Raw genomic sequence first — 14,913 nt, 5'->3', positions numbered from 1 at the left:
GATCAGGCGCGCAGCGTCGGGCGACGCGGCCGCGGCGCTGATCGCCTGCGCCTCCGCGTCGAGGTGGCGACGGAACTCCTGCGGGTCCGCGCCGCGGAACAGGGCGCGCGATGCGGCCATGTGAGTCTGCGGACGCGCGGCGAGCCGGGTGGCCATCGCCCACACGGCGTCGTCGAGATCGGCCGACGGCGTGACGGCGTGCACCAGACCGATGTCGTGGGCCGCCGCGGCATCCAGTCGAAGACCGACCGCGCTCATGGCGCGCGCGCGGGAGGCGCCGATGACCCGGGGGAGGAGGTACGACGCACCGCTGTCGGGGCTCAGCCCGATGGCCTCGTAGGCGGTGAGGAAGAGGGCGCGATCGGAGGCGAGGACCACATCGGCGCAGAGCGCGAGCCCGAGCCCGCCGCCTGCCGCGACACCGTCGACCGCCGCGATGATGACCGCGTCGATGTCAGCCAGGTTCGCGAGCGCTCCGTGGAAGGTCGTCGCGAGTTCGTACACGAAGTCGCCGAGGTCGTCGGCTGCGGCCATCTCGACCACGTCGCCACCCGAGCAGAAGGTGCCCCCGTCGCCCGTGAGCACCACGACTCGCGGTGCGATGTCGGCGATGCGCGCCACGACGCGACGGAGAGCCCGCGCGAGGTCGAGGCTGATCGCGTTGCCGTTGTCGGGTCGGTTCAGGGTGACCCGGGCCACGCCGTCGGAAATATGCAGTCGTACGGGTTCAGTCATGAATCCAGCCAGTCGTCGGTGCGCCCCACCGGCAGCTCGTGCTTTCCGCACCGCCGCCACATGATCTTCGGAGCCCGCGGGGCGGCGGATTGCCGGACGCGGGGGCGGATGTCCCCTGCACGGCCGACCGGGAGCTCTGGCACACTGTGCCGCATGCGCTTCGAAACGACTCTCTTCCAGATGGGGAACAACACCGGCATCGAGGTGCCGCCCGCCGTCGTCGATGAGCTCCGCGGCGGAAAGCGCGCCGCCGTCATGGTCGACGTCAACGGCTACGGCTACGCCAGCACGATCGGCGTGAGGGGCGGGCGTTTCCTCATCCCGTTCTCGTCCGACAAGCGGGCGGCCACGGGTTTGTCGGGTGGGGATGCCATCACCGTCACGCTGACGCTCGACACGACGCCGCGGACGGTCGAGGTCCCCAACGACCTCGCCGCCGCGCTGGCGGAGTCGGGTGCGCGCCCGTCGTTCGACGCCCTGTCGCCGAGTGCTCGGAAGGCGCACGTCACCAGCGTCGTGTCCGCGAAGGCGGCGGACACCCGCGCGCGACGCATCGCGGCCGTGGTCGACAAGCTCATCTGAGTGCGGCGCCCCCCGCGGACGATAGCCTGGGACGGGAGGTTCCGTGGGGCGCACGAATGAGGCCATCGCCGAGGGGCTGTCGATCGCGACAGCGGCGGCGCGGCTCGCCGTGCGCAATCGCATCCTCGTCGAGACGATCGCCCGCGGCGGTCAGTTCGAGAGCGATGTCTTCGCCGAATTCGCCCGCGCCGTCCTCAGCTCGCTCGCCGACGAGCAGGACCAGGCTGCCGACCGGGTGACGCACCAGCGCAAGCGTGCGTGGGGGCGGTTCTCGGACTCCTCGGGTACGCACGACTATCGCGACCGCGACACCCGTAATCTGCGCCGGCGTGCCAAGCAGTCGCGGGGAGTGGCGAAAGAACTCCGCACGTTCGCGGGTGACGCGGATCGGGTGGCCGGTCTGGTCGCCGACGCGCGGATCGCAGCCTGGGGCGACGTCGAGGCGAACCTCAGCCAGAGACTCGACGTCGAGGGCATGACGGCAGACGCTGATCCCGAGTACGCCCAGATGCGCAAGGCCCGCATGGATGCCCTGCGCATGGTCGATCTCGCCCGCCTCGCCTCGCAGGCGAAACGACGGGCGAAAGACAGGACCGTCGCAGACAAGGCGGCGGTCGACGCGGCCCCTCCGCCCACGACGGGCGGCGGCAAGACCGGCAAGAAGAAGAAGTCGGCCGCGCGCTGACGGGTGTCACGCGCCGGCCGCGGTAATCTCGGCCGCGACGGAAGGTGGATGCCATGGCGGAGCGACGGTTCGGTCGAAAGGCGCGGGTGCCGCGTCCCGGTTACGCGCTGGTGTCGGTGAGCGCGCGGGATGCCAACGGCTTCGTGCACCACTACGACGACATCGAGGCGCCGCTCGGCTCGCTCCGCGAGTCGCTGGCGATCCTGCACCTGCACTCGGAGGAGATGGACGCCGCCCATCGCGGCGAGGCGTCCGCCTCGGGCTGAGTCGCCTCCCGCGTGAGGTGTCGAGAAGTGTCGCGCCGACGGCTCTCGAGGCGACGGTTCTGGCGCCTCACGCGCCCGGAGTGCGGGCGCCGGGGACGAAAAAAGCCCCGGCCGGAGTTTCCTCACGGCCGGGGCTGATCACTGTCTCAACACAGTGTGCGCCCGAAGGGACTCGAACCCCTAACCTTCTGATCCGTAGTCAGATGCTCTATCCATTGAGCTACGGGCGCAGGGCCTCCGCGCGAAACGGCGCGCAGGCCGTGGTCCAGCATAGCCGGGACCGTGGGGGACGTCTAATCGGCCCCGAACGTCACGCATCCCGGGCGTGGCGCGGGGGTAACCGGCCGGTGTCGGGAGGGCGACGTACGCTGACGGGATGAGCGCATACACCTCCGCGTTCGAGCTGTTCTCCATCGGGATCGGACCCTCGAGCTCCCACACCGTCGGCCCCATGAAGGCCGCTGTCGATTTCGTCACACGGCTGCGGGGCGACGACGCCCTCGAGCGGGTGGCATCCGTCTCGTGTGCCCTCTACGGCTCACTCGGCGCGACCGGTATCGGCCATGGCACCCCCGACGCGGTCGTCGCGGGGCTACAGGGCCTCGATCCCGAGACGGTCGATCCGGATGCCGTGCGACGGGCGTGGTCGGACTGGCCCGACGGGCGTCTCCTCTCTCTGGCCGGGACGCACGAGATCCCGTTCGCGAGGTCCCACATCTCGCTCGAGCCCCGAACGCGTCTGCCCGGTCACCCCAACGCCATGACCGTCGTCGCGCGCGACACCCACGGCGCGGTGGTCGCGGACGACACGTACTACTCCATCGGCGGAGGCTTCATCCGACGCGACGGCGAGCCGGCGCGGGTGTCCGCGGCGCCGATGCCCCTCGCGTTCGACGACGCGGCCACCCTCATCGCGCTGTGCGACGAGCGCGGGATCACGATCGCCGAGGCTGCGCGGCTCAACGAAGAAGCGCTGCGCTCCGACGAAGAGATCGCCGCCGGCCTCGACCGCATCTGGGATGCCATGGCTGCCTGCGTCAACGCGGGCCTGCAGAACGACGGCGTGCTGCCCGGCATCCTGAAGGTCAAGCGCCGAGCCTCCGTCATCCGTGGTCAGCTCGACGCGATCGAGGCCGAGGGGCACCGAGAACTCCCGGGGGAGTGGCTCGGCGCCTTCGCCCTCGCCGTGAACGAAGAGAACGCGGCGGGCGGGCGGGTCGTCACCGCGCCGACGAACGGAGCGGCGGGCATCTTGCCGGCCGTGGCCATGTACTGGTGGCGCTTCCTCGCCGACTCCGGCCTCGGCATCGGCAACGCCGTGACACCGCACGGCGAACTCGTCGGCAGCGCGCTGCTCGGCTACGACGGTCACGCGGTCACGCGCACCGAGGTCTCGGGGTGGGATGACGGCGATGTCGCCGAGGCGAACCGCCGTCGGGGCATCCGCCGTTTCCTGCTGACGGCGACGGCGCTGGGCTCGCTCTTCAAGGCCAATGCGTCGATCTCGGGGGCGGAGGGCGGATGCCAGGCCGAGGTCGGCTCCGCATGTGCGATGGCGGCGGGCGGCCTCACCGCCGTCATGGGCGGCACGAACCGGCAGATCGAGAACGCGGCCGAGATCGCGATGGAGCATCACCTGGGCCTCACGTGCGACCCGGTCGGGGGGCTCGTGCAGATCCCGTGCATCGAGCGGAACGCGATCGCCGCGTCCACGGCCGTGACCGCCGCGCGCCTCGCCCTGCGCGGCGACGGCAGTCACTACGTCTCGCTCGACGCGGTCGTCGAGACGATGCGTCAGACGGGCATCGACATGTCGACGAAGTATAAGGAGACCAGCGAGGGCGGCCTCGCGGTCAACGTCATCGAGTGCTGAGGCGCGGTGCCCGACCGGATGCCGCGAGATCAGAGGTGTCGCGAGACTGCATCGGACTGCGCGCGAGGACCCGCAGGTTCGGCGAACGGATGTGGCTTCGCCGCGACAGGGCGGGTTGCGGTTCGCGCCGGCCCCGACGCACACGGCCAGTGCTGCGGTCAGGCCCCGGCGCGGAGCTTCGCGGTGAGCGCGTGCAACTGCGCGAGCTCGTCGTTGTCGAGGCGGGCCATGCGCTCGGCGATCGAGCGGCCGTGCGCGGCGGCCAGTCGGCGGAACACCACCGCGCCGTTCTCGGTGGCGGACACGAGCGAGCCGCGACCGTCCTCCGGGTCGGCGCACTTGGTCAGCAGCCCCCGCGTGACCATCCGCTCGACCAGACGCGAGACGCTGGGCTGGCTGATGAGCATGTTGCCGGTGACGTCGCGGAGTCTCGCCGTCATCTGCGGCGCCCGAGTGACGGTGAGCAGCACGTCGTACTCCGCCTGCGTCAGCTCGGTGCTGTCGAAATCGCCGCGGATGTCTTCGAACACCTCGTGCTGCGCGCGGAAGAGGCTCTCCCAGGCCTGCACGGCGAGGCGTCGATCGGTCACCCCTTCAGCGTAGAGCCGACCGTGCCCGTTCCGGCCCGACGTTCCGCCCCTTGCGTCGGGTGCGATATGGCGCCGTGCGAGGGCCGGACAGAGTAAGGGCCGGTCGGAGAGGCTTCCGACCGGCCCTTGTCCCTGCACCAAGAGTGTCCTGCAATCACATGTCGGTAGCTGCCACAGCAAAACAACTACCGTGCGAGCACTCTATAACGGTGGGGTAACGGAAGGGAAGAGGCCATCGTTACATTTTCGTGACCGATTTTCACGGGGTGTTCCACGGGCGCCGTCAGGGGTCGTCGGGGCCGCATCTTCACTCTCGGCAAAGTAGCTGCTCCCGAAGAAGAGAACGCCAGAGCGAGCCCCCATGTCGGTGGGCGGCGCGCCGCGCGCCGCCCCGGCCCGTTTTCCTTTGACTCCTGGCTCTCGCGTTCACGATCTGAGAGACAGGTCTACTCTTCCGGGACCCGGTAGATCAGCTCGCCGTGGAGTATCGAGATCCATCCGTCTTCGTCCGCCGCCCACTGTTTCCACGCGTCGCTGATCTCGCGAAGCTCGTTGTGGTCAGCCAGTCCGGCGGCGGTGAGCCGGCCCGTGATTGCGGAGTTGAGAATGCGATCCGCCCACATGCCACCCCACCATTCGCGCTGCTCAGCCGACGCGTAGCACCACGTACTCGACGTGACGGCAACGTCCGTGAAGCCTGCCGAATGCGCCCAGGACAGCAAGCGCCGACCGGCATCCGGTTCTCCACCATTCAGGCGAGCGACATCACGATAGATCCTCAGCCAGGAGTCGAGCGCGGGCAGCTCCGGCCACCAGCACCAGCCCGCATGGTCGGTATCTCGGATAGCGACGATCCCACCGGGCTTCGTCACCCGAGCCATTTCGCGCAACGCCTGAACGGGATCAGCGACGTGCTGGAGCACCTGATGTGCGTGTGTCACATCAAAGCTGGCGTCGTCGAAGGGAAGCGCATGAATGTCGGCCGTTCGAAAGTCGATGTTGCTCACGCCGCGCTCCGCAGCTGTCGTCTGCGTCAGCGCCAGCTCATCCGGTCCGATCTCCGTCGCGCTCACGGACTGGACGTGCTGAGCGAGGTCTGCCGTGATCGTCCCGGCGCCGGCGCCCACGTCGAGGAGTCGATCAGTCGGCTTGAGCAATGGCAAGAGGTGGGCCGCGGAGTTCTCCGCAGTTCGGGAGCGGTGTGATCGCAACACGGACTCGTGATAGCCGTGGGGGTAGGTCGCCATGAGATCTCCAAGGAATCCGGTGCTGGGGGGTCGGCCTCAGCCTCGTTCAGTGGGAACGCCATGAGAAGACCGGGCCACTCATAGGTGTGGCGCACCCCCTTTCCGCGAAGCTGCCGCAGGGTCTGAGAGAGTTTCTGTATGGCTCATGAACTCGGGGACTTCCTTCGCGCCAGGCGTGCTGACGCCGCCCTCGAGCCTCCGCCGGCGAGGACGACTCGACGACGCGTCACGGGTCTGCGGCGCGAGGAAGTGGCTGCAGCTTCGGGCGTCAGCATTGACTACTACATCCGCCTCGAACAAGGCCGCGAGACCAACCCCAGCGATGCTGTGTTGGATGCGCTCGCCCGAACACTCCGGCTCACCGCCGACGCTACGGAGCACCTCTATCGTCTTCGAAGTCGTGGCCCCTCAGCCCTGATCGCCGAGCGAGGGGTCGATGACGCGTTAAGGGATCGGATGACTGCGTTGGTCGAAGCGGTCCGCCCGCACCCCGCATACGTGCTCGACCGATTGAGCTACATGGTCGCAGCGAACACGGAGGGAGTGACCCTCTATGACGGCTTTGAGGGTATCCCGCCAGCGCAGCGCAACACTTGTCGTTATCTCGTGAACGATCCAAGAGCGCGAACCACCTTTGTCGAGTGGGAAGAGCTCGCTCATGGCGCCGTCGCACATTTGAGAGCCGCCAACGCGGATGATCTTCAGGACCCCGAGTTGCAGGTGCTCGTTGGCGAACTGAGCGCGACAAGCCCGCAGTTCGAAGCGTGGTGGAGCGGCCATATCGTCGAGTGTCGACGTACATCGATCAAGCACCTGCGAACCCACGCTGGCGACGTGGTCGCGCGTCGCCATGAAGTTCTCTACCTCCCCGAGGACGGACTCCGCATGACGCTGTGGCTCGACTCAAAACAGCGATGACGGATCGGTCGCCCTCACCGATCCGCTATTGCCGAGAAAGACGGGCGAGGCTCCGATGAACTACACAATCACTGTCGCTGCCAGACCAATGGGCGAAGCACTTGGGGCCGACGCTCTCCTGTGGTCTGCGGAACTTGGCCACAGAATCACTGGCAAAAAATACAGATTCAATGTCATCGGACATTCACCGCCCGCGCACGTGGTTCCACTGCGTGATGACCTCGGTGCCGTGCTCGAAGCTCAGCTCGCTCACCGCCGATGTGCCCAGCACGAAGAAGCGGCCGCCGGCGGCGGTGAGGCCGAGCCACGTGCCGGCGAGCGCGCGCAGGAAGTGTCCGTGCGAGAACAGCAGGATCTGCTCCCCGGCCCGCACCCGCGGGCGGAGTTCGCCGAGCAGGGACTCGGCCCGGGCCGTGACCTGGGCGACCGTCTCGCCGGGTGTCTCCCCCGGGGGCGTTCCGTCCCACACCGTCCACGCGTGGCCGAGGCGTTCGACGATCTCGGGCGTCGTCAGGCCCTCGTATGCGCCGTAGTCCCATTCGACCAAGCGCCGCTCCGGCCGGGCGTCCGGGTACCCGGCGCGGGTGGCCGTCTCGACGGCACGACGAAGCGGACTCGTCAGCACGAGGTCGTAGCGCCTCGTCGCGAGCAGGGTGCCGGCGAGCTCGGCTTTGTAGGCGCCCGTCTCGGTCAACGGGATGTCGGTGAGGCCCGTGTGCCGCCCGCTTCGGCTCCATTGGGTCTCGCCGTGCCGCACGAGCACGATGCGGCCGTCGGGTTCGGTCAGCTCTGCGTCCTTCACGTGTCCATCCTCGCGCCGGGAGGCGGCGCCGTACAGACGAAGACGGGCCGGTCGGGGATCCCGACCGGCCCGGTCCTGCACCAGAGTGTCCTGCAATCACATGTCGGTAGGTGCCACAGCAAAACAACTACCGTGCATGCACTCTATAACGGTGAGGTAACGGAGCGGAAGAGGCGTCCGTGATCTTTTCGTTATTCAGAGGTTTCTCTCCCTCGCGCGAGCGGCGCGCACGCGGGGCGGGTGCTCGCGCCGCACCTCCGGCTCGCGGGGCGCGGCGCGCGGGGGTCCTACTTCATCCGTCCGAACGTGGCGTCGATGTCCGCCATCTCCATCGCGGCCGTCGCTTCGATCAGTTTGCGCAGCTCGGCGTCGGCTCCCGGCGAGAATTCCTCCGGGCGCTCGGCGGCCACGGTGATCGGCGTCCCGACGGGCGCCTGCTCGCTGGCGTCCAGCTGTGTGCCGTCGTTGGACGGCGACGCGCCCTGGAAGATCCTGCCCGCCTCCGACTGGTTCCCGAGATCGAACGAGTACTGCTTGCTCTGCAGGCCCAGGTCGACGAGCCGCTTCACCTCCGGGAACTGCTCGGCGTTCGTCTTCGGGATGGGCAGGGAGGTGCGCCAGTTGACCCCCAGCGTTTCGAGTGCTTTCGCGTACGCGTTCTCGTGCGCCTGGTCGCGCACGATGAGGTAGGAGATGGTGCTGCGTGCCATCTTGTTGTCGGTCATCTCGTAGAGGCGGCATTTCTGCAGGCGCCCAGTGGATTCCAGCATCAGGTTGTACAGCAGGTCGAGCACGAGATTGCCGGAGTTGTAGACGTAGCTCCCCGACCACGGGTTGCCCGCCGCGTCCACGGGCAGCGCACCCTGTGCGCCCACGAGGTAGTGGTGGATGTTGCCGTGATCCACCGCGATGCTCAGCGGTGTGGCGCCGCCGGCGCCGGGCTGATCCACGGGATCGGCCGGCTTGCCCTGGTAGGCGGGGGAGCCGTCCAGCAGGCGCGCGATCGTGGTGCCGATGAGCTCGACATGGCTGATCTCCTCCGTTCCGATGCCTTGGATCAGGTCCTTGTAGGCCTTCCCCGACGGTCCGCGGAAATTGATGCTCTGGAAGAGGTACTGCATCATCGTGCGCATCTCGCCGAACTGCCCGCCGAGTCCCTCCTGCAGCGCGTTCGCTGCGGCGGGATCGGGCTCGTCCTGGGCGATCTCGTTGATGAATTCCTGCAGGTGGAAGTACATGCTGCCTCCAAGGGGGGATGATCCTCGAAGTGTCTGCGGCATCCGGGGGTCCGCGCGCGGCCCTCGCCTTTTCAGGCCTCGCCGGGTACCCTCTCTTGATTCGACGTCGCCGCACGGCCGGCCTGACCGCCGACGGAGGGCGGGGAGGGCCGCACGATGTCGTGGTCGTCGATGAGATGCTCGCGCTGCAGCCAGTCGCCGAGTCCGGGAGTCTCGAGGTAGGCCTCCGGAGCGCGGCACACGACCTCATCGTGCGCGCCGTAGGCGGCGAAGACGGCGAGCTTGCGAGCGACCGCCCCGTCGTCGAGGTTGGCCGGCCACGTGCGGCCCGGATATCCGACGGCGTACCGGACGATCGCGCCGTCGAGGAGTCCCGCGTCGACCGCTGCGGCCACGAGCCGGCCCGCGCCGCCATGGTCGGGGTGGTCGCCCTCGCTGGCCGGTGCGAAATCGGGCAGGGTCGTGAAGACCTGGGTCGCTCCCGCCTCGGCGACGAATGCGGCGATCGTGGTGATGAGCCGGGCAACGGTGACGTCCTGGCCGCTGTCGAGCGTCGCCAGCGACGAGACCGCCCCGCCGAGGAGCTTGGTGATCGTGCGGTAACCGGTCGCGTACCAGCCGCCGCCGGTGAGACCGCCATCCGGCAGCCGCAGGAACGACAGGGAGATCCGGGGGTCGTCGTCCGGCGAGGTCGTCATGACGGTGACGCCGTTCGACAGCACCGTCCGTCGATCCGACCAGGCCGTCGCCGATCCGCGCATGACGTCGTAGGCGGCGCGGATGCCCGTCTCACGACCGTCGACGTACCGCGACATGCCGCTGCCGGCGTCCGAGGCGGTCAGGAAGAGCTGCCGGACACCGTGACCGGCGAGGATCGCCTCGTCGATCGTCGGCACGGCGAAGAGCAGATCGTCATCGTAGTGAGCCCAGATCCCGGCGATCATCGGCGTCGACGCGCTCACCGGCGGGTGAAGAAGTCGTATCGGTGGGCGTAGGGGGTCGATGTCACGATGTGGTCGGCGCGCGCCGCGGGGAGCACCGCGCGCTCGAAGCGGAGGGCTGCGAGCGTGTCGAGGTCGGGGATGCGCCGCCCCTCCATGTCGTTCCAGCCCACCACGAGCCACCCGCCCGGCCGGAGGACGTCCGCGCACGCCTCGAGGCCGCGCGCGACATCGTCCGCGGTGTCGAGTCCCCATCCGAACACGCCGTTGCACACGACCAGATCGAAGGTGTCGGCGGGGTAGACCATCGCGAGATCGGTCATCGAGAGGGTGTGATGGTGGCGTCCGGCGATGCGCTTCATCGCGGGGTCGACGTCGATCGAGTGGTACTCGATGCCCCGGTACAGCCGCGGATAGGTGCGGGTGTACCAGGCAACTCCGACATCGAGCATGCGCCGGATGTCGTCCTTGCCGAGGAACTCGGGCACGATGACGTCTTCGAGCAGGACGCGGTCGGGCGTCGCGAGACGCCAGCGGCCGTTCTTCAGCCGCAGTCTGCTGCGCAGACGCACGCTGCGGGGAACGATTCGTCTCCAGATGGGGGGCATCCGCTCTCCATTGGTCGGCGCGATCGGGCGATCGTCCTTCTCATAGTCGCATGCACCCGCGCGTGTTTCCGGGACCTCCCAGGGGTTGAGGGGTTTTCGCGCCGCTTTCCGTGGCTGAGAGGATGGATGCCGTGACCCACGACATCCGCCTGGTCGCCGTCGACATGGACGGAACACTGCTCGACGGGGACGGGAACGTCCCCGAACCGTTGTGGGAGCTTCTCCCTCGACTCGCGGATCGCGGAGTCGCCTTCGTCCCGGCATCTGGAAGACAGCTCGCGACCCTGCGTGCCACGTTCGGCGAGGCGGCGGATGCCATGACCTTCATCGCCGAGAACGGAGCGTACGTCGTGCGCGCCGGGGTCGAGGTGGCGTCCGACGCCCTCGATGCGCAGGTCGTCGAACGCGCGGTCCGCCGACTGCGGTCACTCGCGGCAGAGGGGTACGACCTCGGTGTCGTCGTGTGCGGCAAGCGTTCCGCCTACATCGAGCGCACCGATGACGCGTTCCGGGCCCAGGCGTCGACCTATTACGCCGCGCTCGAAGAGGTCGACGACGTGCTCGCCGTCCATGACGACGTCCTCAAGATCGCCGTCTACGACTTCGCTGTGGCCGCGCACAGCGTGGGGCGCGCACTCGACGACATCGCGGCGACGCATCGCGTGGTGGTGTCGTCGCCGCACTGGGTCGACATCATGAACCCCGGCGTCGACAAGGGCGCGGCCCTCCGCCGGCTCCAGACCGCCCTCGCGGTCACCCCCGCCCAGACGGCGGCGTTCGGCGACTATCTCAACGATCTCGAGATGATGGATGCCGCCGACTGGTCGTACGCCATGGCCAACGCCCACCCGGAGGTCGTCGCCCGGGCCCGTCACCGCGCCCCGTCGAACACCGACCACGGTGTCCCCACCACCCTCGCCGAGCTGTTCCCCGAGTCCTGAGCCTCAGACCGCGCCGCCGCCGGCCGACGCTGTACGCGGCGTCCACCCGGGCATCGCCGGTTCTCCGGAGCGGCGGATGCCGCCACCCCCGCGACCGCTGTACCGTCGCGGGAACCGAGAGCCCGGAGGACACATGGAGACGGTCGACACCATCGTCGTGGGTGCGGGGGTGGCGGGCCTCGCCGCCGCCCGGCTGCTCGCTCGCGCGGGACGCCGCGTCGTCGTGCTCGAGGCGCGTGACCGTGTAGGCGGTCGCGTCTTCACCGACCGCGCCGACGGGCACGTCACCGACCGGGGAGCCTCGTGGATCCACGGCATCACCGACAGCCCGGTGGCCGAGGCCGCCCGAGCCTTCGGGATGCCGATGGTGGAGTTCACGGTCGGCGGCTACCAGCCCGACAGCCGTCCGCTGACCTATTTCGACGCGGCGGGTCGGCGGCTCGACGTCCCCGCCGTTCGGCAGTATGCCGACGACGTGCGCGCGCTGAACGCGACGCTGGTCGACGTCATCGCCGACGCCCCGGCCGACGCGACGTACGCGGATGTCGTGGAGGCGGCTCTGGGGGCGCAGGAGTGGGACGCGGAGCGGAAGGAGCGCGTGCGCGAGTACAACGACCGGCGTGCGCAGGAGCAGTACGGCGTCGGAGGGGAGGGCCTCGGTGCCCACGGCCTGGACGACGACACCGTGAACGGCGACGAGGTGGTCTTCCCGCAGGGGTACGACGAGCTCGCACAGCATCTCGCCGAGGGGCTCGACCTGCGCCTCGCGCACGTCGCCTCAGCGGTGCGGTGGTCGACGACGGGCGTTGAGGTCGACACAGACCAGGGCACCTTCGCCGCCGCCGACGCCGTCGTGACCGTGCCCGTCGGCGTCCTGAACGCCGGTGACGTCGTCATCGAGCCCCCGCTGCCCGAACGACACCGCCGTGCGCTCGGCCTGCTGCGGATGAACGCGTTCGAGAAGGTCGTGCTGCGATTCGCCGAACGGTTCTGGGATGCCGACGTGTACGGCATCCGTCAGCTGGGCGACGAGGGGCAGTGGTGGCACTCCTGGTACGACCTCGGGCGCCTGCACGACGAACCCGCGCTGCTGACTTTCGCCGCTGGACCCGCGGCGATGGCCACGCGTGCCTGGAGCGACGACGAGATCGTGGCGTCCACCCTCGCCCAGCTTCGCCGGCTCTACGGCGACGCGGTGCCCGAGCCCACCAGCGCGGTCGTGACCCGCTGGCAGGACGACCCGTTCTCGCGCGGCTCCTACGCGTACATGCTGCCGGGGTCCATCAGCGCCGACCACGATGATCTCGCCGAGCCGGTGGGAGGCGTCCTGCACCTGGCGGGGGAGGCGACGTGGGGCGACGACCCCGCGACCGTGCCCGGCGCGATGCTCTCAGGTCACCGTGCGGCGCAGAACGTGCTGGGCAGGGCGATCCCCGTCAGCGACCTCTGGGCCTAGCGGGGGTCGGGCCCCGTGGCAACGGGCAGCTCGGGATGGTTCGACCACTGGCTCCACGACCCGGGGAACACGCGCGGTTCGTAGCCCGCGAGGGTGAGCGCCACCGCCTGGTGCGCCGCCGTGACGCCGGAACCGCAGTAGACGCCGACCGATACGCCGTCCTCGGCCCCCAGCATCCGGAACCGCGACCGCAGCTCGTCGGGTGAGCGGAACCGTCCGTCGGCGCCGACGTTCTCGGTCGTCGGCGCGCTCACGGCGCCCGGCACGTGCCCCGCGCGCGGGTCGATCGGCTCGACCTCGCCCCGATAGCGCTCGCCCGCGCGGGCGTCCAAAAGCAGATCCTCGTCGGCGAACCCGCCGACGGCGTCGAGCTCGAGCACCGGTAGCGCCCCGTAGGACAGCGAGACCGAGCCCGGCGCGGGTGTCTCGGCATCCCCGTCCTCCAGGTCGAAACCGGCGTCGGTCCACGCCCGTAGCGATCCGTCGAGCAGCCGCACGTCGTCGACGCCGGCGTGGCGCAGCAGCCACCACGCCCGTGCGCTCGACATGTTCTTCAGATCGTCGTAGACGACCACCGTGTCTCCCGCGTCGACGCCCCATCGCCGTGCGGCGGCCTGCAGGGTCTCGATCGGCGGGATCGGATGCCGCCCGTCAGTCGGATCGCCGTGCGCCGCGAGGTCGTGGTCGAGGTCGACGTATTGCGCGCCGGGGATGTGCCCGTTGCGGTAGTCGGGAAGTCCGTCGGGCCGGTCGAGCCGCCAGCGGACGTCGAGGACCCGCACGGGCCCGCCGTCGGGGTACGCCCCCGCGGCGAGGGCGGCGTGCAGCTCGGGAGCGGTGGTGAGGATCGAGGCCATTCCCCCAGTCTGGCCCTCAGCCACGTGCCGTGTCGCCGTGCGTCCGACCATCGGCCACGCGTGCCCGCGCCCGGTCGTGGCGCGACGTGACCGGCACGGTCTCGGTCGCCTGGGGCAGGCCCATCGGCGGCGTCGCGACGTAGATGGTCTCGGCCCGTTCGACGACGTAGGTCTCGTGCCAGATCCCGACCGCACCGGGCGTCTTCTTCGCGCGCTTGTTGAAGCGCGTCCACGCCGGTCGGTGCTCCTGCTGGGGAGCGGAGGCGTACGCGTAGAGCTTCTCGAGCGAGGACCAGTACTGCACGAGGTAGGGCCCGCGAGCCCCGAGGAGCATCGAGAATCCGAGCAGGCCCGAGTCGGGGTCGACGCTCAGCTCGCGGAGCATCCGCGGCATGTCGCCCATGAGCGGCATCCACTGGTCTATTCGCCACCATTTGTTGACGGTCATCCCGATGTGGAAGACGACGAGTTCGCCGTCGTAACGGTGGGTCATCCGACCCGGATTGATGGATGCCATGGCACGTCCTCACTCGATAGTATTGCTATCCAGTGTTGGATAGTAGGGCTATCGAGTCAAGGGGTGAGTGTGCGGATCTCAGAACTGTCGACGCGAGCCGGCGTGCCGGTCGCCACGATCAAGTACTACCTGCGCGAGAAGCTCCTGCCCGAGGGGGAGCGGACCTCGCCCACCCAGGCGACGTACGGTGTCGCGCACGTGCAGCGTCTGGGTGTCATCCGCGCTCTGGTCGACGCGGGCGTCGGCATCGCGGGTGTGCGCAAGGTGGTCGGCGTGCTGGAGGAGCCCCCCGCGAATCCCTACGACCTCCTCGGCGCCGCCAACGCGGCTGTCACCCCGATGGTCGCGGCCGACATCGACCTGTCGGCGGCGACCGCGCTGCTCGAGCGCATGGGCGGCGACGCCGAGAAGTGCTTCCCCGACCAGGTCGCCGCGGTCGCCCACGCTTTAGCCGCGCTGGACCGGGCGGGGTTCACCGTGCCGGAACGGGTCATGGACGCGTACCTCGTCCACCTCTCCGCCATCGCCGAGGCAGAACTCGCGGCGACGCCCGACACATCGATCGAGGATGCCGTGCGCTACGTCGTCCTCGGGACCGCGCTCGTCGAGCCGCTGATCCTCGCCCTGCGGCGCGTGGGGGAGCAGGTGGCCGCCTCG

General features: G+C 69.3%; 17 protein-coding genes and 1 tRNA gene. 8 read left to right on the top strand and 10 right to left on the bottom strand.

Going from position 1 to position 14,913, the window contains the following annotated elements; genetic code table 11:
• Positions 1 to 735, bottom strand: a 735-nt coding sequence (locus tag RWP81_RS07405; protein ID WP_314454241.1) for an enoyl-CoA hydratase/isomerase family protein, incomplete at its 3' end; no start/stop codon positions are given.
• 153 nt (positions 736 to 888) lie between these two features.
• On the opposite strand from RWP81_RS07405, the gene RWP81_RS07400 reads away from it, so the two are divergent.
• The 3 genes from RWP81_RS07400 to RWP81_RS07390 are packed head-to-tail and all read left to right on the top strand — an operon-like array spanning position 889 to position 2,268.
• A complete protein-coding gene (locus RWP81_RS07400; RefSeq protein WP_314454238.1) occupies positions 889 to 1,317 on the top strand; it encodes a YdeI/OmpD-associated family protein in 429 nt (142 codons plus the stop codon).
• A 43-nt stretch (positions 1,318 to 1,360) separates the two neighbouring features.
• Positions 1,361 to 2,002, top strand: coding sequence for an asparagine synthase (locus RWP81_RS07395; protein ID WP_314454235.1), 642 nt, complete (start codon positions 1,361 to 1,363; stop codon positions 2,000 to 2,002).
• Positions 2,003 to 2,055: 53 nt separating this feature from the next.
• The gene (locus RWP81_RS07390; RefSeq protein WP_243223733.1) at positions 2,056 to 2,268 is read left to right on the top strand and encodes a hypothetical protein; all 213 of its coding nucleotides are present in this window, start codon (positions 2,056 to 2,058) and stop codon (positions 2,266 to 2,268) included.
• Between the two features lie 157 nt (positions 2,269 to 2,425).
• Here the strand turns inward: RWP81_RS07390 and RWP81_RS07385 are convergent.
• Positions 2,426 to 2,498: transfer RNA gene (locus RWP81_RS07385), tRNA-Arg, on the bottom strand.
• A 146-nt stretch (positions 2,499 to 2,644) separates the two neighbouring features.
• Here RWP81_RS07385 and RWP81_RS07380 point away from each other — a divergent pair.
• Positions 2,645 to 4,141 carry an L-serine ammonia-lyase, iron-sulfur-dependent, subunit alpha gene (locus RWP81_RS07380; protein WP_314454231.1) on the top strand — a complete coding sequence of 499 codons (1,497 nt, stop codon included), beginning with the start codon at positions 2,645 to 2,647 and terminating at the stop codon, positions 4,139 to 4,141.
• A gap of 158 nt (positions 4,142 to 4,299) precedes the next feature.
• Here the strand turns inward: RWP81_RS07380 and RWP81_RS07375 are convergent, their stop codons facing one another.
• Positions 4,300 to 4,731, bottom strand: coding sequence for a MarR family transcriptional regulator (locus tag RWP81_RS07375; RefSeq protein ID WP_314454228.1), 432 nt, complete (start codon positions 4,729 to 4,731; stop codon positions 4,300 to 4,302).
• A 446-nt stretch (positions 4,732 to 5,177) separates the two neighbouring features.
• On the bottom strand, positions 5,178 to 5,978 hold the full coding sequence (locus RWP81_RS07370; RefSeq protein WP_314454225.1) for a methyltransferase domain-containing protein: 801 nt from the start codon (positions 5,976 to 5,978) through the stop codon (positions 5,178 to 5,180).
• A gap of 138 nt (positions 5,979 to 6,116) precedes the next feature.
• On the opposite strand from RWP81_RS07370, the gene RWP81_RS07365 reads away from it, so the two are divergent.
• On the top strand, positions 6,117 to 6,896 hold the full coding sequence (locus tag RWP81_RS07365; protein ID WP_314454223.1) for a helix-turn-helix transcriptional regulator: 780 nt from the start codon (positions 6,117 to 6,119) through the stop codon (positions 6,894 to 6,896).
• A gap of 184 nt (positions 6,897 to 7,080) precedes the next feature.
• Here RWP81_RS07365 and RWP81_RS07360 read toward each other — a convergent pair whose 3' ends face one another.
• From RWP81_RS07360 to RWP81_RS07345, 4 genes are all read right to left on the bottom strand, one after another.
• A complete protein-coding gene (locus RWP81_RS07360; RefSeq protein WP_314454220.1) occupies positions 7,081 to 7,698 on the bottom strand; it encodes a histidine phosphatase family protein in 618 nt (205 codons plus the stop codon).
• A 287-nt stretch (positions 7,699 to 7,985) separates the two neighbouring features.
• Positions 7,986 to 8,936, bottom strand: a complete 951-nt coding sequence (locus RWP81_RS07355; RefSeq protein WP_314454217.1) for a manganese catalase family protein — start codon at positions 8,934 to 8,936, stop codon at positions 7,986 to 7,988.
• Between the two features lie 71 nt (positions 8,937 to 9,007).
• Positions 9,008 to 9,898: a PIG-L family deacetylase gene (locus RWP81_RS07350; protein ID WP_314454214.1), complete on the bottom strand. Its 891-nt coding sequence runs from the start codon at positions 9,896 to 9,898 to the stop codon at positions 9,008 to 9,010.
• Positions 9,895 to 10,485: a class I SAM-dependent methyltransferase gene (locus RWP81_RS07345; protein ID WP_314454211.1), complete on the bottom strand. Its 591-nt coding sequence runs from the start codon at positions 10,483 to 10,485 to the stop codon at positions 9,895 to 9,897. The genes RWP81_RS07350 and RWP81_RS07345 overlap by 4 nt, the downstream gene beginning before the upstream one ends.
• 122 nt (positions 10,486 to 10,607) lie before the next feature.
• On the opposite strand from RWP81_RS07345, the gene RWP81_RS07340 reads away from it, so the two are divergent.
• Together RWP81_RS07340 and RWP81_RS07335 are read left to right on the top strand one after the other, a co-directional pair.
• Positions 10,608 to 11,426 (top strand): Cof-type HAD-IIB family hydrolase, encoded by an 819-nt coding sequence (locus RWP81_RS07340; protein ID WP_314454208.1) that lies wholly within the window; start codon positions 10,608 to 10,610, stop codon positions 11,424 to 11,426.
• A 133-nt stretch (positions 11,427 to 11,559) separates the two neighbouring features.
• The gene (locus tag RWP81_RS07335; protein WP_314454205.1) at positions 11,560 to 12,882 is read left to right on the top strand and encodes an NAD(P)/FAD-dependent oxidoreductase; all 1,323 of its coding nucleotides are present in this window, start codon (positions 11,560 to 11,562) and stop codon (positions 12,880 to 12,882) included.
• Here the strand turns inward: RWP81_RS07335 and RWP81_RS07330 are convergent.
• Positions 12,879 to 13,739 carry a sulfurtransferase gene (locus RWP81_RS07330; protein WP_243223739.1) on the bottom strand — a complete coding sequence of 287 codons (861 nt, stop codon included), beginning with the start codon at positions 13,737 to 13,739 and terminating at the stop codon, positions 12,879 to 12,881. The two genes, RWP81_RS07335 and RWP81_RS07330, sit on opposite strands and share 4 nt — an antisense overlap.
• 16 nt (positions 13,740 to 13,755) lie before the next feature.
• Positions 13,756 to 14,256 carry a DUF4188 domain-containing protein gene (locus RWP81_RS07325; protein ID WP_314454200.1) on the bottom strand — a complete coding sequence of 167 codons (501 nt, stop codon included), beginning with the start codon at positions 14,254 to 14,256 and terminating at the stop codon, positions 13,756 to 13,758.
• Between the two features lie 63 nt (positions 14,257 to 14,319).
• Here RWP81_RS07325 and RWP81_RS07320 point away from each other — a divergent pair.
• A partial coding sequence (locus RWP81_RS07320) for a MerR family transcriptional regulator (RefSeq protein ID WP_314454199.1) occupies positions 14,320 to 14,913 on the top strand: 594 nt, incomplete at its 3' end.

This window comes from uncultured Microbacterium sp., assembly GCF_963521695.1.
GTDB lineage: Bacteria > Actinomycetota > Actinomycetes > Actinomycetales > Microbacteriaceae > Microbacterium.
Note: the sequence above shows the minus strand (reverse complement) of the source record. Positions and strands in the feature narration are given on the sequence as shown.